Genomic DNA, 20,923 nt, shown 5'->3' with positions numbered 1-20,923 from the left:
TCAGATATCCTGCAATTTGAAATCGGCTGGGGCGACAGGCATGACGCCCTTCAGAAGGGTCACGGATTTCTCGAGCCCTTCGAGCGCGTTAAGGAGGACGTCCTCATGTTCGATGGAGAGCCAGCCGTCATAGCCTGCCATCTTGAGGCGGTAGCAGAACTGCCGCCACCATTCCTCGCTGTGGCCGAAGCCGAGCGTGATGTAGGACCAGCTTCGCGCCGGGATGTCGGTGAGACTGCCGTTTTCCAAGAGGCTGGTCGTCGCCTGCTTCGGGGCATTGAGGAAAGTGTCCTTGGCATGGACGTGATAGACGGCGTCGCCCAGCGTTTCGGCCGCGATCAGCGGATCGGCTCCCATCCAGAAGAGGTGCGAGGGATCGAGGTTGGCCCCAACGACCGGGCCGACTTCGTTGCGGAGCCTGAACAGAGACGGCACATTGTAGACGCACTGGTTGCCATGCAGTTCGAGCGCAATCTTTTCCACACCGCATTCATTTGCCAGCGCCACGATCTCGGTCCAGAACGGGAAGAGTTTTTCTTCCCACTGGTATTTGAGGATCGCCTGTGTTTCCGGCGGCCAGGAAGAGACGACCCAGTTTGGCATGGTATCGGACGGATTGCCCGCAGGCAGGCCAGACATGGTGCAGACCGTCCTGATGCCCATCTCGCCCGCGACCCGGATGGTGTTCTTCAGACCTTCGCCCTGAGCCGGATCGGTCGGGTGAAGCGGATTGCCATTGGCATTGAGGCTGATCACATCAAGCCCACGGTCAGAGAAGGACTTCCGGAACTCCTTCTGCGCGGCCGTGTTGCCGAGCATGTATTTCAGGTCGAAATGCGGAGCGGTCGACCAGCCGCAGGTGTTGAGCTCAACCCCCGAGACACCCATGCGGGCAGCATTGTCGAGAAGGTCATTGAGCGGCATGCCCCCAAGGCTGTCGGATACGAAACCCAGTTTCATGCGTAGAACTCCGGCTTGGAAATCATGGTGACGGGTTGCTTCTGTCCGGAAGCGAGTGCCGTTACGCCTGCCTCCGCGGCAACTGCTGCGGCATAGCCATCCCAGCAGCTTGATGCGATCTCGGGAAACACGTCTGTGTCGACGAAGCGTAGGAAGGCGCGGTTCTGGCGGCGATAGGCATCGAAATAGCGGGTCCGCCAATCGGCATCGTAGCCGGTGTGGACGCCAAGCGAGCGTTCGAGACGGGTATAAGCGACATGGCTCATGGAAATGCTCGCCTGCTCGCCCACGAGTTCGGCACGAACGTCGTAGCCGTACGCAGCGTTGTTGTTGATCTCGATGTTGACGAGCTGGTCATCGACGGTTTCGAGGATCATGAAGACGGGCGCGACGCGTCGATCAGAGCGCTTCGGCTGGAAGGCAGAGATCCAGGCATATTCGGTGCCAAGTACATGGCGCACGACGTCGAACTCATGCGGGGCGGAATTGGTGATTGCCATGGCACCGGTGAAGTCGGAGGCTGGCGTTTCCACATTGCGGTGGAAGTTGTGCATCATCAGGACTCGGCCAAGCGTGCCATTTTCAATTGCCTCTTTCATCTCGACATAGGACTGGTCGTAGCGCCGCATGAAGCCGAGCTGGACGAACTTTTGACCAACTTCCTGTTCGGCCTGCATGATCGAGAGGCATTCGGCCGAGGACTGCGATAGGGGCTTTTCGCAGAGCACCTTCTTGCCCGCGTTGATGCAGGCGAGTGACAGCGGCGCATGAGTGAAGTCCGGGCTCGCGACGATCACCGCATCCACATCGGCACGGGCAATCACGGCTTCCGGATTACTTGCAACGTCTGCCGCACCATGGGCATCGGCCACCTTGCGAGCGCGGACTTCATCCATGTCGCAGACCACCTGAAGGGTCGCGCCCGGCATTTCCTCCACGACGATCTTGGCGTGGTCAGCGCCCATCAGCCCTGCACCCATGACTGCTACACGCACCATTGGACAAACTCCTTCCATTCGGCTGGCACAAGAGCTCAACCGCTTCCATTCAACGAATTCCACTACTTGGCGGCAATGCCAATATTCAGTCAGTGAGCGGGCGGTGGCGGAAGACCGTCATGGGTCTCCATATACCCTTCAAGTGAGGCTTCGAGACTGGCCATGGATTCACCACCGGCCATCAGATCAGCGATCTGCTCGCGTGTCTTTTCCCCCTTGCGGAAGTCAGCCGCAATTGCACCCCGAATGAGCACTGCGAAGTGATCGCCCACTGCCATGGCATGCATCACCTGATGGGTGATGAAAATGACCGCGAGGCCACGACGCTTGGCTTCATTGATGATACGCAGTACGTGAGCAGCCTGCTTGACGCCGAGGGCTGCCGTCGGCTCGTCAAGGATGAGAACACGGGCTCCGAAATAGACAGCACGGGCAATCGCGAGCGACTGGCGTTCCCCTCCGGAAAGGCCACCGACCAAGCGATCCCCGTCGGTGATGCGTGTGATCCCCATTTTCTGAACCTCTGCAACTGCCACTCGGGTGGCGGTTTTGCGGTCGAAATATTTGAACGGTCCCCAACCCTTTGTCGGCTCCGAACCCATGAAAAAGTTACGTCCTATGGACATCAAAGGATATGTCCCACCGAATTGGTGAACTGTAGCTATCCCGCGTTCCTGAGCCTCACGGGGACTGGAGAAAAGTGCGGGCTGACCATCCATCAGAATTTCGCCACGCGTCGGCTGATAGACACCAGACAGCGTTTTGATGAGCGTCGACTTACCCGCGCCGTTGTCGCCAAGCAGGCAGAGCACTTCACCTTCACCGACCTTGAGGCTGATATCGTTCAGAACATCAATATGGCCAAACGATTTGTCGACGTTTCGAAATTCGAGAACGGGTTTCTTATCGGACATTGTCGCTCTCCTTATTTCTTTTTGGACGTCGACCAGCTGGTGGCCAAATGACGAAACGTGTCGTTGAGCAGGACAGCGATCAAAAGCATGACACCGATAATTAGGAAGGACAGGTTTCTGTCGATCTCTGTGAAACCAATAGCTTGGGTAACAATCGAAAGGGTCAGCACCCCGAAGACAATGCCCATTACAGTACCAAAACCACCCGTGAGGAGAACGCCACCTACGACCACGGCGATAATGGTGTTGAAGATTAGGCCAAAATTGGCCTGAGACGTTGCGGAGCTGAATGTCATCACCTGAAGGACACCAGCAAAGGCCGCCGATATGGAACACAGCATGAAGAGTGCAATCTTCATCCTGGTTACAGGAATACCTGCGTTTCTCGCGCTTTCCTGGTCTCCACCAAGAGCGAACACCCAGCTTCCCTTCGGAGAGTAATGCAGAAAGAAGACGAATGCTGCGATAAGCCCACCCCACCAGAAGACGGAAGAATTGAAGCCATACACCTTCCCGCCGAAGAGCGATTTTGCCCAATCTGGCGCGTGATAGAAGGAATTGGTGTTGTTGATGAAGAAGATCGACAGGTAGAGCGTGATGCCTGCCACTGCAAAGAGCGTCGCCAATGTCACGATGAACGACGGCACGCGCGTGTGAGTTACGATGTATCCATTGATGAAGCCGATCAGTGCACCGATGGCAAGCGCTGCAGCTACACCGACAAGCACAGGCATCTGATAGTGCTCGCAGACAATCGCAACTGTCATCGTGGACGCGGGAAGTACAGCACCGGTTGAAATATCGAGTTCACCGGCAATCATCAGGAACCCGACCGGAATCGCAATCATTCCTATGAGTGACGCGAAGTTCACCCACGTAGTTACACCAGCTACGGACAAAAAGTTGCGGCTATACCCGAACATCGCAAAAAGGATGAATACAGCCACGAAACCCATGAAAGCACCAGCGGCGGGGGTGCGAAAAAAGGCCTTAATGGATGAAATGGCCGATTCACTCTCGATGGCGGGTGTTTCAACGGTGCTGGTTCTTAGGTTTGTGGTGGTCATGGAAGCAAAATCCTCAGTTAGCGCAGACGAAGCTACATAGAGGGAGCATGGATGAGACCCGGCCAGGTTAGCGGCCAGGTCTCAGCCTCGGGCCAGCCTCAACGTGCGCCGAGTTTGACGCCGTCGATTGCCGAAGCAACATTGGTCTTGTCGACAATCGCCGGACCAGTCAGAACCGGCTTCGTTGCAACCGCAGTGCCGAACTTCAGGTTTGCAAACAGCATGGAGGTTGCGAGGAACCCCTGCAGATAAGGCTGCTGGTCGATTGCGAAGGTCTGGGTGCCCTTCGAAATGCGATCCAGAACCGAGGCGGACATATCGAAGGTACCAAGCTGAATCTTGCCGATCTTGCTCTGCTGATCGATGGAGCTAGCGGCAGCATCTGCAGCCCATGCAGCGAGCGTGATGACGGCGTCAATGGACGGATCGGCGATCAGCTCGGATTTGATTGCTTCAGAGGTACCATTCATGTCCTGGTCAAGGTTAGCAGGAACACGGAGGATGAAGGTGTCTGCGCCAGCCTTCTTCGCACCGTCTTGAACGCCCTTGCAGCGGGTCTCGAGATTTACGGCACCTGGGTTCTGGATGTGGCAGAGAATTTTCTTTGCACCATGAGAAGCCAGATACTTGCCACCCTCAACACCTGCCAGATATTCGTCCGACCCGAAATAGTTTAGCGAGCCGTAATTATCCATCTCACTCTGGCCAGCGTTGAAGGAGATGATCACCACGCCCTTGTCCCGCGCAGCCTTGAGGGCAGGGGTTTCGGATTCTGGCAGCCAGTTCGGGATAGCAATACCTTTAGCACCCTGGGCTACAGCCTGTTCGATTAGCGAAGCGAGGTCCGGGCCGAAGTTGTCATAGTTTTGGGTCTGCATGAAATTGACGGTGCCGCCATTAGCCTTGACCATCAGCGAAGCATCATCGACGCCCTTCTTGACCATGTTCCAGAAGCCATCTTGGGCCGAGCCCACGATGACGGCGATATCCGTGTCACCCGCATGAGCGCTGGATGCCAGCATGAATGCCATGGCTGCGGTGGCTATTTTCTTGGTGAACGACATGTCGAATTCCTCCTCAGGTTAAAGCCGCATGGCTGCGGCTCGACATACTTTTTGCCTTTTTTGGCCGTGCGGCCGATCCCGGCAGGCACGCGCAAGTCCGCGATCTCAACGCAACGACGTTGAGCCTCCTCGTCGAAATTGTGCGCCGGGCCTCCCCCCAAAGCGCTGACGGCTCCTAGATCGCTGAGCACCGTCAACGCGCAATGAATGCTACGTTGACATCTTTCAGGTCAATCTGGATTACTATCGCTTCAGAAATTCGTCTCAAATCATTTCGAAAATTTGTATGAATGATATTTTTTGAGATGCCGAAACCAGAGTAATGGAATTTTTGACATGAAGAGACCAACCATTCCAGACTTGGCAAAAGCCGCAGGTGTATCCGTGTCAACGGTCAATCGTGTACTGTCCGAGCCTGAATCGGTCCGGAGCAATACGCGCACACGCGTTTTGGCAGCCGCTGAGGAAATCGGCTTCTACGGACTTGGCACCATCAAGCAGGCGGCGAAGGCACAAGAGGTGATCCACCGTGTCGGGGTTTTGCTGCAGCGACGGGAGAGACGCTTCTATCGCCTACTCGGCGATTCAATTGCGCAAGCTGCGGAAGCTTATCCTGCCTGCAATATCGATCTAACGGTCGAGTACATGGAAGACCTCACGCCGGAGAAAGTCGCGGCACATATTCAGTCGCTCGGCGGGCGGTGCGAAGCACTTGCGATTGTAGCGCCGCAGCATCCTGCCGTTGCTGACGCGATTGACGCAGTTCTTGAAAGCGGCGTGCCGGTCGTTTCACTTATCGGCCCCCTTACGGCCAAGGGAGGCATCAGCTTTGTGGGGCTCGATAATTGGAAAGTAGGACGCACCGCTGCCTGGGCGTTTGACCGCATGGTGAGACAGCCGGGGAAAATAGGCATTCTTTTGGGCAGCCACCGATTGCGAAACCAGGAAATGAACGAAAGCGGGTTTCGTTCTTACTTCCGTGAACATAATTCGGGATTCACGCTGCTCGAACCGCTGCCAACTTACGAGTCAGCCGTGGTTGCCCGTGAACATGTCGAAAAGCTGCTGACAGACCATCCGGATATGTGCGGACTATTCATCTCAGGGGGTGGTGTTACAGGTGCGATAGCCGCACTCAGGGCTACCCCAAAACGGGAAGACTTCGTTACCGTAGGCTATGAACTCTTTGAAGATACGCGGGCTGCTTTGATAGACGGTACGATTTCGCTGATCCTGTCACACCCCATAGAACGTTTTGCATCAGAGACTATTGCAACTCTGGTGAAAGCGAAGAACGCAGGTCCTGATAATGGGGTATTTAGGATCACGTTTCCATTCGATATGTACAGCCCGGAGAGCGTTTGATGACGACTTGGCTCATAAGCTGGCCACAGAATGCGTTCAGCGTATCGATGCCGGCGCCGCCATTCAGCACGTTGTTGCCGCCATCGCCTTCGAGCGTATCGTTCTGTGCAGAGCCCAGAGGGCCCTCGATGCTGGAGAAGGTGTCGCCTTCGGCATCGCCGCCTTGAGCCACACCGGTCATCAGGCTGACATTCACACCGGCCGCCGACGCCGCATAGCTGGGCGTGTCGGTGCCTGCGTCACCGATGAGTGTGTCGGCGCCGCCCAGGCCTGCCAAGGTGTTGTTGCCGGTGTTGCCGGTGATCACGTTGGCAAGCGAGTTGCCATCCACCGCATCTGGACGGCCTTCGGCCTTCAGCCGCACCGCGCAGAGAGCTTCAAACTATCATCGGATGCGCTGTTTGTGGAGAAGGGTGCGTGACATTGTCGGCCTCTATCTGGTCCCGCCCGAGCGAGCGCTGGTCCTGTGCGTCGACGAGAAGAGCCAAATCCAAGCGCTGGATCGCACGCAGCCGGTGCTGCCGATGCGCCCCGGCCAGATCGAGCGGCGCAGCCACGATTATACGCGGCACGGCACCCTTTCCCTGTTTGCTGCCCTCGATGCCGCCACCGGCACCATCATCGGCCGCTGCTTTAAGCGCCACCGCGCGCAGGAGTTTCTGAAATTCCTGCGCGAGATCGAGGCCAATGTCCCGGCTGACCTCGATATCCACATCGTCATGGACAACTACGCCACCCACGAGACCAGCACCGTGCGCGCTTTCTTCCTCAAGCGTTCCCGCTGGCATATTCACTTCACACCGACAGCCGCCTCATGGCTCAACCAGGTCGAACGCTTCTTCGCTAACCTGACCGAAAAGCAGATCAGGCGCGGCGTCCACAGGTCGACACAGGAGTTGGAGGCGGCAATCAGAACTTACATCGAAGCTGTCAATGCCGATCCAAAGCCCTTCAGATGGACCAAGTCGGCCGACGATATCCTCAACACCATCAAGCGCTTCTGTCTGGCTACGCTTCAAGTCGCACAACACCAAACCGAAATGGCTCAAACTTCGGAATCAGGACACTAGCAGCGATCCCGAAGCAGCCCGGCATGTGTGCGAAGGTGCTTCGGGAGGTCTTCTGTTCGTTTCGCCAAACTCCCCTTGAACTGAAAAGAGGTGTTTCCAATCTTTTTCCTATGTGCGGTTGCCGGATGTCGAATCGAACAGAAGCGGAAGGAGCGCATGGAGGCGATTTTCTTTGAAAATCCCGTTTCCGTCCCGGTCTGCCATGGCGTTGCCAAGCTCGACGGCATGCCGGGAACTGACATCGTCGCCGCACACGGTGAGGCAGGATCAGTTGCCGCACGGTTTGAAGGGAGGTCACCAATGGAAAATGCGACGTTCAAACAGCCGGTTTTCGTAAGAGACGACGGCTATGGTATCCAAGAGATCGGCTGTGCCATGGATGCGATAGAGTTTCTGGAAGAATGGCCGGTTGAAAGGCGCGGGCTTCTCCACGCAGCGGCGTCTGATGCATGCTACTCTGCGTACGATGGCAGAAAGTCTGTCGAGGCGGCACATAAGGCCTTTGCCACTTGGGCACATAGGGTGGGTGTCATTGAGGCCGTACCCGCAGCGCCGCCATGGATGACAGGGCCGAAGATCCAAGGAGACTATCTTTTAGAAAGTGATGGCTAAATTCCTTTAAGAGGGGGACGCTGGATTCACCGCGGCGGCAATTTACCGCCGCGGAACGGTGCGTCATCGCGGCAACGGGAGCGGAAGCCGAACCTCCTTATCGTTGCCTGATCATATAGATGCCTTCAGCAGGAACTTGCCAAACGGATCAAACGATTAAACGCTGCTGCCTGAATGGTGAGCCGCCGGCGGCATCTTCATGATTTGCCCGGGTCCCCCTGGGCCAGATCTGCTAGGTCGCCTTCGTCGTCGGGCTCGATCAGGTCGATTAGCGCTGCCACCCGTGTTCCCGGCAGCGGCCGGCCTTGGTTCATCCATGCCTCGTCACCAAAGGCCCATGCCCATGCCTCTCTCAATTCCTCGAGCGAGGCACCGGACGTGATGATTTCGGCAATCGTCGCGTCGTCCACGGGCCCGAGGACCGAGATAACGTCTTGGCGCGTCATGGTCATCTTTTTTCCTCCGTTCGAAATACCAGCGAAGCACATGGGTATTCGATGGAGCGCTTGCCAATAGATATTTGAAGACGGCCGCGAAACTGCCTCGGCAGTCTTTCCCCCCTTGACGCTGCGGAAATCGATTCCCAACTCATTTTTGATCGGTCGCCGTTATGGGGCCGATGTGTCAGGGAGCGCCAAGCTTCTTGGCGTTCCCTCGTATCTATGTTGCTCCAAGGAGGATGTAGTTATGAGAACGAACCTGGACTTTTCACCCTTCTACCGGTCGAGCATCGGCTTTGACCGTATTTTCAACCTGCTCGAAAACGCCAGCCCTTCACAGAATGCGGATAACTGGCCGCCTTACGATATCGCCAAGCTCGGTGAGGATACCTACCGCATTGTCGTTGCGGTCGCAGGTTTCGGTGAAGACGAGCTTACGATCACGCATGAGCCAAATATGCTCGTGATCGAGGGCACCAAGGCGGAGAACGAGGAGGTTCAGTACCTCCATCATGGCTTGGCACTGAGGCCGTTCTTCCGCCGTTTCGAATTGGCCGATCATGTGAGCGTTGTCGGAGCCAGGCTCGAAAACGGTCTGCTGATCATCGACCTCAAGAAGGAAATTCCCGAGGAGATGAAGCCGCGCCGCATCGCCATCAATACCGAACCCGGCAACGGGCCAGCGTCGAAGCGGATTGAAGGCAACGTAGCCGCCTGACCTTCGGCGATCGGCCTTCGCGAACACTCCCGTCCCGACGGGTGGGCTACGACCCATAAAAACAAAAGAAAAGGAGAAAAGACAATGAGTGTACGTGACTTGGTGCCTTGGAACCGGGGCAACAACCACCCCAGTGTCTACCGCGGTGGTGACGTGGATCCATTCATGTCGTTGCATCGTGACGTTAACAAGCTCTTCGATGAAGTCTTACGCGGATTTGACACCCCCTCGGTGTTCGGCCGGATGACTCCTGGAAACGGCAGTTGGCCAAGCGTCGAATTCTCGGAGAATGACAAGGAAATTCGACTGATAGCCGAAGTGCCGGGCCTCGAGGAAAAAGACATCGAGGTCATGCTGGAAGACGGCGTCCTGACGCTTCGCGGCGAGAAGAAATCCGAAACCGAGGACAAGGATCGCCAGTTCAGCGAACGCTATTATGGACGCTTTGAACGGCGCTTTGGCATGGGCCGCGAGATCGACGAGGACAAGGTGGCAGCGACGTTCAAGAACGGGGTGCTCACCGTAATGCTGCCGAAGTCCGAACAGGCGCAGGCAAGCGCCAAGCGCATTGCGATCAACGGCACCAACTAACGGTCGCGAAGGAGGGCCGGGGCGAGCCCCGGCCCTCGCAGGATAGCGAGGATGGTCAAATGATGTCCGATAGCCTCAAACGAAAGAGCCGCATCATGGGAAGCTGAATCAACTCTTACAATCACAGGGAGGCAACAATGAACAGTCTGGCTTTCCTTGCCCCCGTGCAGGTTAAGACCAGTGACGCGATAAACGACATCAACTCTGTTCGGGAGGCGCTCGTATTCTTGAATCAATGGCCGAAGGCCCGTCGCGGACCGGTATACAGTTGCGCGGTGAGAAGCTGCAACGCCGCGATTGCCGGGCAGATGACAACCGAACAGGCGCGACAGGCATTTGTCAGCTTTGCCAGGATAGCTGGGGTGCTGGCCAAATTCGATTTTTCGCCATTGGCTGGGGCTGATCAAAAGCTGTCCGTTTCTGGGCGCGGTCCCTGACTTTCAGTTCAGGCTTTTCTTGGGCGCGTATAGGCTAAGTGAAATTCGACTGGACGAGGCGGTCGCGGAAACCATACGGAACGATACGGGAAGATTTCTGATTTTTGCCCACAAAAAGCTCGATTAAGTCAGGGACTCGAACCCCTCTGAACTTGGAAAGCTCAGGATGGACCAGGGCAATCGTTTTCGTGGACGATTTTGGAGTTCCTGTCCGCAAGGGGCGATAGTGGGCGTATCCCTCTCGCCAAAACGGAAGGCGCGGGCGCCGCGGTCGACGACGACCTGCTTCGGCCTGGCGGTGGCGATCGCGCTATGCGCGCCGGCAGGCAGCAATCGCCGCGCTCAGCGAATGTCGGGATTGTTCGATCATACCGCATTGCACAATTCCTTCGCTTGGTCACAATGCAGGCATGGTCCGAACTTCTCTCGCCGTCCTGGTGATCGACGAAAACCGCATCCGCGCCGCGATCATCGAGGCGGGTTTGCGCGAGGCCGGCCATGAGCGGGTCACCGTCATCCACGACGTGACCGGCATTGCACGGCGGATCGCCGAGATCGAGCCCGATGTCATCGTCATCGATCTCGAAAACCCGAACCGCGACATGCTGGAAAATATGTTCCAGCTGTCGCGCGCGGTGAAGCGGCCGATCGCCATGTTCGTCGACCGTTCCGACCAGGCCTCGATCGAGGCCGCGGTCGATGCCGGCGTTTCGGCCTATGTCGTCGACGGGCTCAGGCAAGAGCGCGTCAAGCCGATCCTCGACATGGCCGTCAGCCGTTTCAACGCTTTTTCGCGCATGGCGCGCGAACTGGAAGAGGTTCGCGGCGAGCTCGAGAGTCGCAAGGTGATCGACCGCGCCAAGGGCATCCTGATGAAATCGCGCGGCCTCTCCGAAGAGGCCGCCTACACGCTGCTGCGCAAGACGGCAATGAACCAGAACCGCAAGATCAGCGACATCGCCCAGAGCCTGGTGACCGCCGCCGGGCTGCTGGGACCGGCGGAGGACGAATGAGCATGGGCGCCGAGCACCAGATCACCGCCGGCTTCATGCCGCTTTTCGACAGCGCCGTGCTGGTCGCGGCCGGCGAACTTGGCTTTGCCGCGCGCGAAGGCATCGACCTCACGCTGCACCGCGAGACGTCCTGGGCCAACATCCGCGACCGCATCGCCATCGGCCATTTCCATCTCGCCCATATGCTGGGACCGATGCCGCTCGCCTGCAATCTCGGGCTGACGCCGCTCGCTTCGGAGACCATAGTGCCGTTTTCGCTCGGGCTCGGCGGCAATTGCGTCACCATCTCCAACGCCGTCTGGGCCGGCATGGCGGGGCATGGCGCCGAACCCGATCTCGACCCGGCGCGCGCCGGTGCGGCACTTGGCGCGCTCATCCGCGAGCGTGCTATGGCCGGTTACGACCCGTTGCGCTTCGCGGTGGTGCATCCGCATTCCGGGCACAATTACGAACTGCGCTACTGGCTCGCCGCCTGCGGCATCGATCCAGAGCGGCAGATAGAGATCGTAATCGTGCCGCCGCCCTTCATGGCCGACGCGCTGGCCGCTGGGCGGATCGACGGCTATTGCGTCGGCGAACCCTGGAACAGCGCCTCAGTGGCCGCCGGCACGGGCCATATCGTCACCGTCAAGGCGCTGCTGTGGAGGAACAGCCCGGAGAAGGTGATCGGCGTGCGCAAGGCGTGGGCTGACGAAAACCCGGAGGCACTGGCGGCATTGCTGCGCGCGCTCCATCATTCGGCGCGCTGGTGTCAGGACCCAGCCAATCATGGCGAATTGGCCGCGGTGATGGCGCAGCCCGGCTTCCTCGGCCTGCCACCGGCCGTCCAGATGCCGATCCTGACCGGCCATCTCCAATTGGGCGGCGGGGCCGATCGGACCATCGACGACTTCTTCCTGCCCTTCGAAAAGGCGGCGAATTTTCCCTGGAAGAGCCATGCGCTGTGGTTCTACACGCAGATGGTGCGCTGGGGGCATGTGGCGCACACGCCGGAAAATCTCGCCATCGCCCGCAACTGCTACCGGCCGGACCGTTATCGTTCTGCACTGAAGCCGCTTGGCGTCGCACTTCCCGGCGCCAATTCGAAGGTCGAGGGCGCGCTCAAGGCAGCGACCGCGGTCGGCGCGACAGGGGCCGGCCTGGTACTCGGCCCGGATGGTTTCTTCGACGGCCAGATCTTCGATCCCGACGAGATCGACGCCTACATTGCCGGCCAGAAATCCGCCGACATCCAGGCCTGATCATTTCCGCGCCATTCTTGTGCATTGCACAAAAGTTGTGCGTGCGACTGCGCTAATGAACAATCTTTGGCTTGCTTGCCCGGCGGGCCGGATCGCCGACAATTGTGGCATCTCGTTGATCTCATTGACGTTTGTCATCTAGTCTGAAACTGGCATGGTTCCTGCTTTGCAATAAGCAGACTCTTCTCAGGGTCACGGAACAGGCGTCCAATGGCGGGCGCTACAGGCAAAGCTGCCGCTCAGGTCAACACGCGATCCCGGATGTACGGACGCGCGCGGCCTGGCCGGCGGCTTTTTTGTTTTGATCGAACACGCAATCGACGGCGCTGATCCCAAGCAGTGCCCAACGGGAGACGATGATGACGAAACGCATCAAGACTGAAGCCCCTATCGAGGGAATGACTCGCCGCAATTTCCTGATGGCAAGTGCTGCCACCGCAGCAACCCTGGCGGCCGCGCGCGCGCTGCTGCCCTCCGGCGCCTATGCCGCAACGGCCGCTCCGGAAGTCACCGGCGCCAAACTCGGCTTCATCGCGCTGACCGATGCGGCTCCGCTGATGATCGCCAAGGAGAAAGGGTTGTTCGCCAAGTTCGGCATGCCCGAAGTCGAGGTGCTCAAACAGGCCTCCTGGGGCGCGACGCGTGACAATCTGATGCTCGGCGGTGCGGCCAACGGCATCGACGGCGCGCACATCCTGACGCCGCTGCCTTACCTCATGCACACCGGCAAGGTGACGCAGAACAACCAGCCGATGCCGATGGCGATCGTGGCGCGGCTTAACTACGACTGCCAGGGCATTTCGGTCGCTCAGGAATATGCCGGCACCGGTGTCGGCCTCGATGCCTCGAAGCTGAAGGACGTCTTCGCCGCCAAGAAGGCGGCCGGCAAGGAGATCAAGGCCGCCATGACCTTCCCGGGCGGTACGCATGATTTGTGGCTGCGCTACTGGCTGGCCGCCGGCGGCATCGATCCCGACAAGGACGTTTCGACCATCGTCGTGCCGCCACCGCAGATGGTGGCCAACATGAAGGTCGGCAACATGGACGTGTTCTGCGTCGGCGAGCCATGGAACGAGCAGCTTGTCCACCAGGGCGTCGGCTTCACCGCCGCCACGACAGGTGAATTGTGGAAGGGGCATCCGGAAAAGGCGCTCGGCCTGCGCGCCGAATTCATCGACAAATACCCCAACGCCACCAAGGCGATCCTGATGGCCGTCATGGAAGCCCAGCAATGGTGCGAGGCCAGCGAGAACAAGGACGAGATGGCCGCCATCATCGGCAAGCGGCAATGGATGAACGTGCCCGTCGCCGACATCATCGGCCGCCTCAAGGGCGACATCGATTACGGCAACGGCCGCGTCGCCAACGGCACCGATCTCTACATGAAATTCTGGAAAGGCGGCGTCTCCTATCCGTTCAAGAGCCATGATACGTGGTTCCTCGCCGAGAACATCCGCTGGGGCAAATTCGCGCCGGCCACCGACATCAAGGCGCTGGTCGACCAGGTCAACCGCGAGGATCTGTGGCGCGAGGCGGCCAAGGACCTTGGCGTCGCGGCAGCCGACATCCCGGCGTCGCCGTCGCGCGGCGTCGAGACCTTCTTCGACGGCAAGGTCTTCGATCCGGCCAACCCATCCGCCTATCTCGACAGCCTGAAGATAAAGGCTTCGGCTTGACCGTCGCAAACGGCGCAATGCGCCGTTTGTCGACCCCAAGAGCAACGGCGCCTCTCGCGCCGTTGTCGCACGCAAGCAGCGCTCGCGCCGCTTGTCGCAAATCCCGACCACGGAGTTTTTCCCGGACATGTCGATCCAGACTATCGAGGACACAAAGGTGAAGGCGTTCCCCGCGAAACCGGCGGCGGTCATCGCGTTCACCGCCAAGGCGCGGCGCCGCTTCGATCTGCTCGCCATCGCTGGCAAGCTGGCCAGTGCGCTGGTGCCGCCGGCCATCGTCATCGCGCTCATGCTGGTCGTCTGGCAGATCGCCTGCTCGTCGCCGACGTCAAGCCTGCCGCCGCCGAGCCAGGTGTGGAACGAGGCCTACGATTTGATCGCGCATCCGTTCTTCGACAATGGCCCGCAGGATATCGGGCTCGCCTGGCGCGTGCTGATCTCGCTGCAGCGCGTTGCCATCGGTTTCGGCCTGGCGGCAATCGTCGGCGTGGCGCTCGGCGCGCTGGTCGGCCAGTCGATCTGGGCGATGCGCGGTCTCGACCCCGTGTTCCAGATCCTGCGTACCGTGCCGCCGCTGGCGTGGCTGCCGCTGTCGCTGGCCGCGTTTCGCGATTCCAGCCCGTCGGCGATCTTCGTCATCTTCATCACCTCGATCTGGCCGATCATCATCAACACCGCCGTTGGCGTGCGCAACATCCCCGAGGACTACCGCAACGTCTCGCGCATCCTGCGGCTCAACCAGTTCGAGTTCTTCGTGAAAATCATGGTGCCGGCCGCCGCGCCGTACATCTTCACCGGCTTGAGGATCGGCATCGGCCTTTCCTGGCTCGCCATCGTCGCCGCCGAAATGCTGACCGGCGGCGTCGGCATCGGCTTCTTCATCTGGGACGCGTGGAACTCGTCGCGGCTGCCCGACATCATCGTCGCGCTCGCCTATATCGGCGTCACCGGCTTCTGCCTCGACCGTTTGGTCGCGGCGGTCGGCGCCTTCGTCACCCGCGGCGCAACGGCAAAGTGAGGAGAGGGGCGATGACGGCCTATCTGAAACTGGACCATATCGACAAGTCCTTCGCCCGCGGCAACCAGGTCAGCGAGGTGTTGAAGGACATCCGGCTGACCATAGACAAGGGTGAATTCGTCTCCATCATCGGCCATTCCGGCTGCGGCAAGTCGACCTTGCTGAACCTGATCGCCGGGCTGACCAAGGTGTCCGCCGGCGCCGTGCTGCTCGAGGACAAGGAGGTCGACAGCCCCGGACCCGAACGCGCCGTGGTGTTCCAGAACCACTCGCTGCTGCCGTGGCTGACCGTCTACGAAAACATCAACCTCGCCGTGTCGAAGGTCTTCGGTCGCTCGAAAAGCAAGGCCGAGCGGCATGACTGGATCATGCGCAATCTCGACCTCGTGCAGATGGCGCATGCCAAGGACAAGCGCCCGGCGGAAATCTCCGGCGGCATGAAGCAGCGCGTCGGCATTGCCCGGGCGCTGGCCATGGAGCCGAAGATCCTGCTGCTCGACGAGCCGTTCGGCGCGCTAGACGCGCTCACGCGCGCCCATCTGCAGGACGCGGTGATGGACATCCATTCCAGGCTCGGCTCGACGACGATCATGATTACCCATGATGTCGACGAGGCGGTGCTGCTCTCCGACCGTATCGTCATGATGACCAACGGCCCGGCGGCGACCATTGGCGAGGTGCTTGCCGTGCCGCTGGCCCGGCCGCGCCGCCGCGTCGAACTCTCTTCCGACCGCACCTTCCTGCGCTGCCGCGAGGCGGTGCTGAAGTTCCTCTACGAACGCCACCGCTTCGTCGAAGCCGCGGAGTAAGGCCGTGACCGAAAAACAATCCGCATCGGCAATCGGCAACATACCGCATTGCACAAATATTATGCCGCCCTGCAAGGCATTCTGACTAATCTTTGATCCGCTGCCGGGCTTGGTCAAAAGTCGCGCGGCTGCAGTTCTCATTGATTTCACTCGACAATTCAGAGTGCTGTCGAATTGGCACGTTTCCTGCTTCTCAGAATGTAGGCCCGCAAGGGTCAAGTGACACGGCGTCCAATGGCGGGCGCCACAAGCAAAGCTGCTGCTCAGGTCAATACGCGATCCGGATAGACGGACGCGGCGGCCTGGCCAGCAGCTTTTTTGTTTTGACCGAACACGCAATCGACGGCGCTGGTCCCAAGCGGCGCCCAACTGGAGACGACGATGACGAAACGGATCGGAACTGGCGCGTCCCTCGCGGACTTCGCGCGCCGCGATTTTCTGGCCAGCAGCGCGCTGACGGCGGCGCTGTTCACCGCTGCGCTCATCCTCTTTCCCGCAGGCGCCAAGACCGACGGCAAGGGCCTCGAAGTGACCGCGCAAACGTCGGTTTCACCCAATTCGCCGATGCCGGGCCGCTGACAGTCGCGAACGAACAGACAAGCGCGGTGCCTCCCACGCCGCAAACCGGAGCCTGATAATGACCGCAAATCTCCCAGCCGCGCCGAGCCAGGACAATGCTTCCCGGCAGGCGCTCATGATGTCCACCATCGCCTTCACCGTCTGCTTCGCGGTGTGGACGATCTTTTCAATCATCGGCATCCGCATAAAGACGGAGCTTGGGCTGAACGAAACGCAATTCGGCCTGCTCGTCGGCACGCCAATTCTCACCGGCTCGCTCGTACGCATGCTGCTCGGTATCTGGACCGACCGCTTTGGCGGACGGCTGGTCTACACCGCGACCATGCTTGCGGCCGCGGTCGCGACCTTCCTGCTGGCTTTTGCGCACACCTACGGGCAGATGCTGATCGCCGCGCTCGGCGTCGGGCTCGCCGGTGGCTCCTTTGCCGTCGGCGTCGCCTATGTCTCGCGCTTCTTCCCCGCCGGCAAGCAAGGCACGGCGCTCGGCATCTTCGGTGTCGGCAATGTCGGGGCCGCGGTCACCAAGTTCCTTGCGCCGTTCGTGCTTCTGTCCTGGGGCTGGCAGTCGGTCGCGCTGATCTGGGCGGCAGCACTCGTCGTCATGGCTGCCGTCTTCTGGTTCACCACCGGCGACGATCCGGTCATCCGCGAGCGCCGCGCCGGCAAGGCGGCACCGGCGAGAAGCTTCTGGCAGGAATTCGCGCCGCTGAAGAACGTGCAGGTCTGGCGCTTCGCCTTCTACTACTTCTTCGCCTTTGGCGCGTTCGTGGCGCTGTCGCTGTGGTTGCCGCGCTACCTGATCGGTGTTTACGGTTTCGGCATCGCGACCGCCGGCATGATCGGCGCAGCCTATTCGATCCCGGCGAGCGTCTTCCGTGCCTATGGCGGCGTGCTTTCCGATCGGATCGGAGCTCGCACCGTGCTCTATTGGACCTTCGCGGTGTCGTCCGCCGCCACGCTGATCCTGTCGCTGCCACCCACCGATTATATCGTGCACGGCATTACCGGGCCGATCGCTTTCCACTTCGCCATCGGGCCGGTGGCTTTCATCGCGGTCGCCAGCGTGCTCGGCTTCTTCATGAGCCTCGGCAAGGCTGCCGTCTATAAGCACATACCGGCCTACTATCCAGGCAGCGTTGGCGCGGTCGGCGGCGTCGTCGGCATGATCGGCGGGCTCGGCGGTTTCGTCCTGCCGATTGCCTTCGGCGCGCTCAACGACCTCACGGGCGTCTGGTCGAGCTGCTTCATGCTGCTCTTTGTCATCGTCGTCGCTTGCTTTGCCTGGATGCAGTTCAGCATTCGGCGGATGGAGCGCGCGGCATCTTCCGAAGCCCCAGCCCTTTCATACGCGGCTGAGTGACACCGGAGCGGATCAGGAATATGACCGAAAAACTCGTCATCATCGGCAACGGCATGGCCCCTGGGCGCATGCTTGAGCATCTCTTGGAAAAGGCCCCTGGCCGCTACCAAGTCACCATCTTCAACGCCGAGCCGCGCGTCAATTACGACCGCATCATGCTGTCGCCCGTTCTGTCGGGCGAGAAGGCCTATGAGGAGATCATCATCCACGGCGACGGCTGGTACATCGCCAACAACATCACCCTCTACAAGGGCCACAAGATCGTTGCCATCGACCGGGAGGCCAAGACCGTCACCTCCGATCATGGCGTTACCGAGCCCTATGACAAGCTCGTCATCGCCACCGGCTCGGTGCCGTTCATCATCCCGGTGCCCGGCCACAATCTGCCCGGCGTGCTGACCTATCGCGATCTGGACGACGTCCGGGCGATGATGCTTGCCGCGCAGTCGCGGGCCAAGGCGGTGGTCATCGGCGGCGGTCTGCTCGGACTGGAGGCCGCGGCCGGGCTGAATGCGCAAGGCATGGATGTCACCGTGCTGCATGTCATGCCGACATTGATGGAGCGCCAGCTCGATCCGGCCGCCGGTTATCTCCTGCAGCGCGCCGTCGAGCAGCGCGGCATCAAGGTCATCACCAAGGCCAACACCCAAGCCATCACCGGCAACGGCAAGGTCGAGCAGATTGAGCTTGCCGACGGCACCGTCATTCCGGCGACGCTGGTAGTCATGGCGGTCGGCATCAGGCCGAACGCGGCGCTGGCCAAGGAGGCCGGCATTGCCGTCAATCGCGGCATCGTCGTCGATGCCGGCATGCGCAGCAACGACCCCGACATCTACGCGCTCGGCGAGTGCGCCGAGGTCAATGGCCAGGTCTACGGGCTGGTCGCCCCCCTCTACGAGATGGCACGCGTCACCGCCAGCCAGCTTGCCGGCGACGAGGCCGCGGCCTTCGTCCATTCGGACACGCCGACCAAGCTCAAGGTCACCGGCATCGAATTGTTCTCGCTCGGCGACTTCGCCGAGGGCGACGACCGCCAGGAGATTGTGCTGCGCGATGCCTCCGCCGGCGTCTACAAGCGCCTGGTGCTGAAGGACGACCGCATCATCGGCACCGTGCTCTATGGCGAAACGGCCGACGGCGCCTGGTTCAACGATCTGAAGAAGAAACAGACCGATATTTCAGAGATGCGCGATACGCTCATCTTCGGCCAGTCCTACCAGGGGGGTGCCCCACTGGACCCTATGGCGGCCGTTGCAGCCTTGCCGGATGATGCGGAAATCTGCGGCTGCAACGGCGTTTGCAAGGGAAAGATCACGGGCGCGATCACGGCCAAGGGCCTGACCTCGCTCGACGACGTCAGGGCACACACCAAGGCGTCGGCCTCGTGCGGCTCCTGCACCGGACTGGTCGAGAAGCTGATGGTGCTGACCATCGGCGACAAATACAATCCGGCGGCGGTGCAGCCTATGGGCGGCTGCACGACGCTCGGCCATGACGAGGTGCGCCGGCTGATCAAAGCCAAGAGCCTCAAGACCATTCCAGCGGTCATGCAGGAGCTGGAATGGACGACCTCCTGCGGTTGCGCCAAATGCCGGCCGGCGCTCAACTACTATCTCGTCTGCGACTGGCCGGACGACTATGCCGACGACTACCAGTCGCGCTTCATCAACGAGCGCGTCCACGCCAACATCCAGAAGGACGGCACCTATTCGGTGGTGCCGCGCATGTGGGGCGGGGTGACAAACGCCGCCGAACTGCGCGCCATCGCCGACGTCGTCGACAAGTTCGAGATCCCGATGGTCAAGGTTACCGGTGGCCAGCGCATCGACATGCTCGGCATCCGCAAGGAGGACCTGCCGGCGGTCTGGGCCGATCTCGGCCAGGCCGGCTTCGTCTCCGGCCATGCCTACGCCAAGGGCCTGCGCACCGTGAAGACCTGTGTCGGCTCCGACTGGTGCCGCTTCGGCACGCAGGATTCGACGGGGTTTGGTGTCCGCATCGAGAAATTCATGTGGGGCTCGTGGACCCCGGCCAAGGTCAAGATGGCGGTGTCGGGCTGTCCTCGAAACTGCGCCGAGGCGACCTGCAAGGATGTCGGCGTCATCTGCGTCGACAGTGGCTACGAGATCCATTTTGCCGGGGCTGCCGGCCTCGACATCAAGGGCACCGAAGTGCTCGGACTGGTCAGGACCGAGGATGAGGCGCTGGAGCACATCGTGGCGCTGACGCAGATGTACCGCGAGCAGGGCCGCTATCTCGAGCGCATCTACAAATGGGCCAAGCGCGTCGGCATCCCCGAGATCAAGCGCCAGATCATGGACGATGGGGAGAAGCGCAAGGCCTATTACGACCGCTTCGTCTTCAGCCAGAAATTCGCCCAGGTCGATCCATGGTCGGAACGCGTATCCGGCAAGGACAAGCACGAATTCCGGCCGATGGCCTCGGTCGGCTTTGCGCAGGCGGCGGAGTGATCATGATGAACTGGATCGCCATTGGCTCCATCTCCGACATCCCGCGCCGCGGCGCGCGCTGCGTCGCCACGCCCGAGGGGAAGATCGCGGTCTTCCGCACCGCCGACGATCAGGTCTACGCCATCGACGACCATTGTCCGCACAAGGGCGGACCGCTCAGCCAGGGCATCGTGCATGGCACGGCGGTGACCTGTCCCTTGCACAATTGGGTGATTTCGCTGGAGACGGGCAAGGCGCTCGGCGCCGACGAGGGCGCGGTGCGGACCATTCCGGTGCGGGTCGAAGGCGAGCATCTGTTCATTGCGCTGGAAGCGCTGGCCAGCCGCGCGGCCTGAACCCATGGAGATCGACGAAGCGCGCGAGGTGAGGACCACCTGCCCCTATTGCGGGGTGGGCTGCGGCGTGCTGGCGACGGTCCCCCCCCCACGCCCACAAAAACGCCGGCCCCCCCCCCCCCAAAACCCCCAAAATAAGAGGGCGCAAGGCCCAAGCGGAGGGGTATTAAAAAAAACACCACCCC

The 20,923-nt window shown here is 60.3% G+C and carries 21 protein-coding genes and 2 pseudogenes; 16 read left to right on the top strand and 7 right to left on the bottom strand.

Annotated elements, in window-relative coordinates; all coding sequences use genetic code 11:
• From NKG99_RS01570 to NKG99_RS01550, 5 genes are all read right to left on the bottom strand, one after another.
• A complete protein-coding gene (locus NKG99_RS01570) occupies positions 1-960 on the bottom strand; it encodes a sugar phosphate isomerase/epimerase family protein (protein WP_352863514.1) in 960 nt (319 codons plus the stop codon).
• Positions 957-1,958 carry a Gfo/Idh/MocA family protein gene (locus NKG99_RS01565; RefSeq protein ID WP_352863954.1) on the bottom strand — a complete coding sequence of 334 codons (1,002 nt, stop codon included), beginning with the start codon at positions 1,956-1,958 and terminating at the stop codon, positions 957-959. The genes NKG99_RS01570 and NKG99_RS01565 overlap by 4 nt, the downstream gene beginning before the upstream one ends.
• 89 nt (positions 1,959-2,047) lie before the next feature.
• Positions 2,048-2,872 carry an ATP-binding cassette domain-containing protein gene (locus NKG99_RS01560; RefSeq protein ID WP_352863512.1) on the bottom strand — a complete coding sequence of 275 codons (825 nt, stop codon included), beginning with the start codon at positions 2,870-2,872 and terminating at the stop codon, positions 2,048-2,050.
• A gap of 11 nt (positions 2,873-2,883) precedes the next feature.
• The gene (locus NKG99_RS01555) at positions 2,884-3,939 is read right to left on the bottom strand and encodes an ABC transporter permease (protein WP_352863510.1); all 1,056 of its coding nucleotides are present in this window, start codon (positions 3,937-3,939) and stop codon (positions 2,884-2,886) included.
• A gap of 98 nt (positions 3,940-4,037) precedes the next feature.
• A complete protein-coding gene (locus NKG99_RS01550; protein WP_352863508.1) occupies positions 4,038-5,003 on the bottom strand; it encodes a substrate-binding domain-containing protein in 966 nt (321 codons plus the stop codon).
• 336 nt (positions 5,004-5,339) lie between these two features.
• Here NKG99_RS01550 and NKG99_RS01545 point away from each other — a divergent pair, with 336 nt between their 5' ends.
• Complete coding sequence (locus NKG99_RS01545) at positions 5,340-6,368, top strand: LacI family DNA-binding transcriptional regulator (protein WP_352863507.1); 1,029 nt, start codon at positions 5,340-5,342, stop codon at positions 6,366-6,368.
• Here NKG99_RS01545 and NKG99_RS01540 read toward each other — a convergent pair.
• Positions 6,328-6,675 (bottom strand): hypothetical protein, encoded by a 348-nt coding sequence (locus NKG99_RS01540; protein WP_352863505.1) that lies wholly within the window; start codon positions 6,673-6,675, stop codon positions 6,328-6,330. The two genes, NKG99_RS01545 and NKG99_RS01540, sit on opposite strands and share 41 nt — an antisense overlap.
• Positions 6,676-6,693: 18 nt before the next feature.
• Here NKG99_RS01540 and NKG99_RS01535 point away from each other — a divergent pair.
• Together NKG99_RS01535 and NKG99_RS01530 are read left to right on the top strand one after the other, a co-directional pair.
• Positions 6,694-7,438: pseudogene (locus tag NKG99_RS01535) on the top strand (IS630 family transposase); the annotation flags it as partial.
• 156 nt (positions 7,439-7,594) lie between these two features.
• Positions 7,595-8,050: a DUF982 domain-containing protein gene (locus NKG99_RS01530; protein WP_352863503.1), complete on the top strand. Its 456-nt coding sequence runs from the start codon at positions 7,595-7,597 to the stop codon at positions 8,048-8,050.
• Between the two features lie 197 nt (positions 8,051-8,247).
• Here NKG99_RS01530 and NKG99_RS01525 read toward each other — a convergent pair whose 3' ends face one another.
• Complete coding sequence (locus tag NKG99_RS01525; protein WP_352863501.1) at positions 8,248-8,502, bottom strand: hypothetical protein; 255 nt, start codon at positions 8,500-8,502, stop codon at positions 8,248-8,250.
• Positions 8,503-8,737: 235 nt separating this feature from the next.
• Between NKG99_RS01525 and NKG99_RS01520 the strand changes: the two genes are divergently transcribed.
• The 13 genes and pseudogenes from NKG99_RS01520 to NKG99_RS35910 all read left to right on the top strand — a co-directional run.
• Positions 8,738-9,208, top strand: a complete 471-nt coding sequence (locus tag NKG99_RS01520; RefSeq protein WP_352863952.1) for an Hsp20 family protein — start codon at positions 8,738-8,740, stop codon at positions 9,206-9,208.
• Positions 9,209-9,292: 84 nt separating this feature from the next.
• On the top strand, positions 9,293-9,799 hold the full coding sequence (locus NKG99_RS01515; RefSeq protein ID WP_352863499.1) for an Hsp20/alpha crystallin family protein: 507 nt from the start codon (positions 9,293-9,295) through the stop codon (positions 9,797-9,799).
• A 137-nt stretch (positions 9,800-9,936) separates the two neighbouring features.
• Complete coding sequence (locus tag NKG99_RS01510) at positions 9,937-10,236, top strand: DUF982 domain-containing protein (protein WP_352863497.1); 300 nt, start codon at positions 9,937-9,939, stop codon at positions 10,234-10,236.
• 410 nt (positions 10,237-10,646) lie between these two features.
• Positions 10,647-11,249, top strand: a complete 603-nt coding sequence (locus NKG99_RS01505) for an ANTAR domain-containing response regulator (RefSeq protein WP_352863495.1) — start codon at positions 10,647-10,649, stop codon at positions 11,247-11,249.
• A gap of 2 nt (positions 11,250-11,251) precedes the next feature.
• On the top strand, positions 11,252-12,490 hold the full coding sequence (locus NKG99_RS01500; RefSeq protein WP_352863950.1) for a CmpA/NrtA family ABC transporter substrate-binding protein: 1,239 nt from the start codon (positions 11,252-11,254) through the stop codon (positions 12,488-12,490).
• A gap of 359 nt (positions 12,491-12,849) precedes the next feature.
• Positions 12,850-14,166: a CmpA/NrtA family ABC transporter substrate-binding protein gene (locus tag NKG99_RS01495; RefSeq protein WP_352863493.1), complete on the top strand. Its 1,317-nt coding sequence runs from the start codon at positions 12,850-12,852 to the stop codon at positions 14,164-14,166.
• 127 nt (positions 14,167-14,293) lie between these two features.
• Positions 14,294-15,184, top strand: a complete 891-nt coding sequence (gene ntrB, locus NKG99_RS01490; RefSeq protein ID WP_352863491.1) for a nitrate ABC transporter permease — start codon at positions 14,294-14,296, stop codon at positions 15,182-15,184.
• Positions 15,185-15,195: 11 nt separating this feature from the next.
• Positions 15,196-15,993 (top strand): ABC transporter ATP-binding protein, encoded by a 798-nt coding sequence (locus NKG99_RS01485; RefSeq protein WP_136620067.1) that lies wholly within the window; start codon positions 15,196-15,198, stop codon positions 15,991-15,993.
• A gap of 381 nt (positions 15,994-16,374) precedes the next feature.
• Positions 16,375-16,572: a hypothetical protein gene (locus tag NKG99_RS01480; protein ID WP_352863489.1), complete on the top strand. Its 198-nt coding sequence runs from the start codon at positions 16,375-16,377 to the stop codon at positions 16,570-16,572.
• A gap of 58 nt (positions 16,573-16,630) precedes the next feature.
• Positions 16,631-17,932 carry an MFS transporter gene (locus NKG99_RS01475; protein ID WP_352863487.1) on the top strand — a complete coding sequence of 434 codons (1,302 nt, stop codon included), beginning with the start codon at positions 16,631-16,633 and terminating at the stop codon, positions 17,930-17,932.
• 20 nt (positions 17,933-17,952) lie between these two features.
• A complete protein-coding gene (gene nirB, locus NKG99_RS01470; RefSeq protein ID WP_352863485.1) occupies positions 17,953-20,403 on the top strand; it encodes a nitrite reductase large subunit NirB in 2,451 nt (816 codons plus the stop codon).
• 5 nt (positions 20,404-20,408) lie between these two features.
• The gene (gene nirD, locus NKG99_RS01465; RefSeq protein ID WP_352606443.1) at positions 20,409-20,738 is read left to right on the top strand and encodes a nitrite reductase small subunit NirD; all 330 of its coding nucleotides are present in this window, start codon (positions 20,409-20,411) and stop codon (positions 20,736-20,738) included.
• A gap of 4 nt (positions 20,739-20,742) precedes the next feature.
• A pseudogene (locus tag NKG99_RS35910) lies at positions 20,743-20,821 on the top strand (hypothetical protein); the annotation flags it as partial.
• Positions 20,822-20,923 lie beyond the last annotated feature (102 nt).

It is taken from the genome of Mesorhizobium sp. M1409, from assembly GCF_040317535.1.
Taxonomy (GTDB): Bacteria; Pseudomonadota; Alphaproteobacteria; order Rhizobiales; family Rhizobiaceae; genus Mesorhizobium.
Note: the sequence above shows the minus strand (reverse complement) of the source record. Positions and strands in the feature narration are given on the sequence as shown.

Coding starts and splice junctions, on each gene's coding strand:
- NKG99_RS01570 (WP_352863514.1), bottom strand. CDS start 960: ATGAAACTGGGTTTCGTATCCGACAGCCTTGGGGGCATGCCGCTCAAT.
- ntrB (WP_352863491.1), top strand. CDS start 14,294: ATGTCGATCCAGACTATCGAGGACACAAAGGTGAAGGCGTTCCCCGCG.
- NKG99_RS01555 (WP_352863510.1), bottom strand. CDS start 3,939: ATGACCACCACAAACCTAAGAACCAGCACCGTTGAAACACCCGCCATC.
- NKG99_RS01525 (WP_352863501.1), bottom strand. CDS start 8,502: ATGACCATGACGCGCCAAGACGTTATCTCGGTCCTCGGGCCCGTGGAC.
- NKG99_RS01520 (WP_352863952.1), top strand. CDS start 8,738: ATGAGAACGAACCTGGACTTTTCACCCTTCTACCGGTCGAGCATCGGC.
- NKG99_RS01565 (WP_352863954.1), bottom strand. CDS start 1,958: ATGGTGCGTGTAGCAGTCATGGGTGCAGGGCTGATGGGCGCTGACCAC.
- NKG99_RS01495 (WP_352863493.1), top strand. CDS start 12,850: ATGACGAAACGCATCAAGACTGAAGCCCCTATCGAGGGAATGACTCGC.
- NKG99_RS01485 (WP_136620067.1), top strand. CDS start 15,196: ATGACGGCCTATCTGAAACTGGACCATATCGACAAGTCCTTCGCCCGC.
- nirD (WP_352606443.1), top strand. CDS start 20,409: ATGAACTGGATCGCCATTGGCTCCATCTCCGACATCCCGCGCCGCGGC.
- NKG99_RS01475 (WP_352863487.1), top strand. CDS start 16,631: ATGACCGCAAATCTCCCAGCCGCGCCGAGCCAGGACAATGCTTCCCGG.
- NKG99_RS01560 (WP_352863512.1), bottom strand. CDS start 2,872: ATGTCCGATAAGAAACCCGTTCTCGAATTTCGAAACGTCGACAAATCG.
- NKG99_RS01550 (WP_352863508.1), bottom strand. CDS start 5,003: ATGTCGTTCACCAAGAAAATAGCCACCGCAGCCATGGCATTCATGCTG.
- NKG99_RS01505 (WP_352863495.1), top strand. CDS start 10,647: ATGGTCCGAACTTCTCTCGCCGTCCTGGTGATCGACGAAAACCGCATC.
- nirB (WP_352863485.1), top strand. CDS start 17,953: ATGACCGAAAAACTCGTCATCATCGGCAACGGCATGGCCCCTGGGCGC.
- NKG99_RS01545 (WP_352863507.1), top strand. CDS start 5,340: ATGAAGAGACCAACCATTCCAGACTTGGCAAAAGCCGCAGGTGTATCC.
- NKG99_RS01530 (WP_352863503.1), top strand. CDS start 7,595: ATGGAGGCGATTTTCTTTGAAAATCCCGTTTCCGTCCCGGTCTGCCAT.
- NKG99_RS01480 (WP_352863489.1), top strand. CDS start 16,375: ATGACGAAACGGATCGGAACTGGCGCGTCCCTCGCGGACTTCGCGCGC.
- NKG99_RS01510 (WP_352863497.1), top strand. CDS start 9,937: ATGAACAGTCTGGCTTTCCTTGCCCCCGTGCAGGTTAAGACCAGTGAC.
- NKG99_RS01500 (WP_352863950.1), top strand. CDS start 11,252: ATGGGCGCCGAGCACCAGATCACCGCCGGCTTCATGCCGCTTTTCGAC.
- NKG99_RS01515 (WP_352863499.1), top strand. CDS start 9,293: ATGAGTGTACGTGACTTGGTGCCTTGGAACCGGGGCAACAACCACCCC.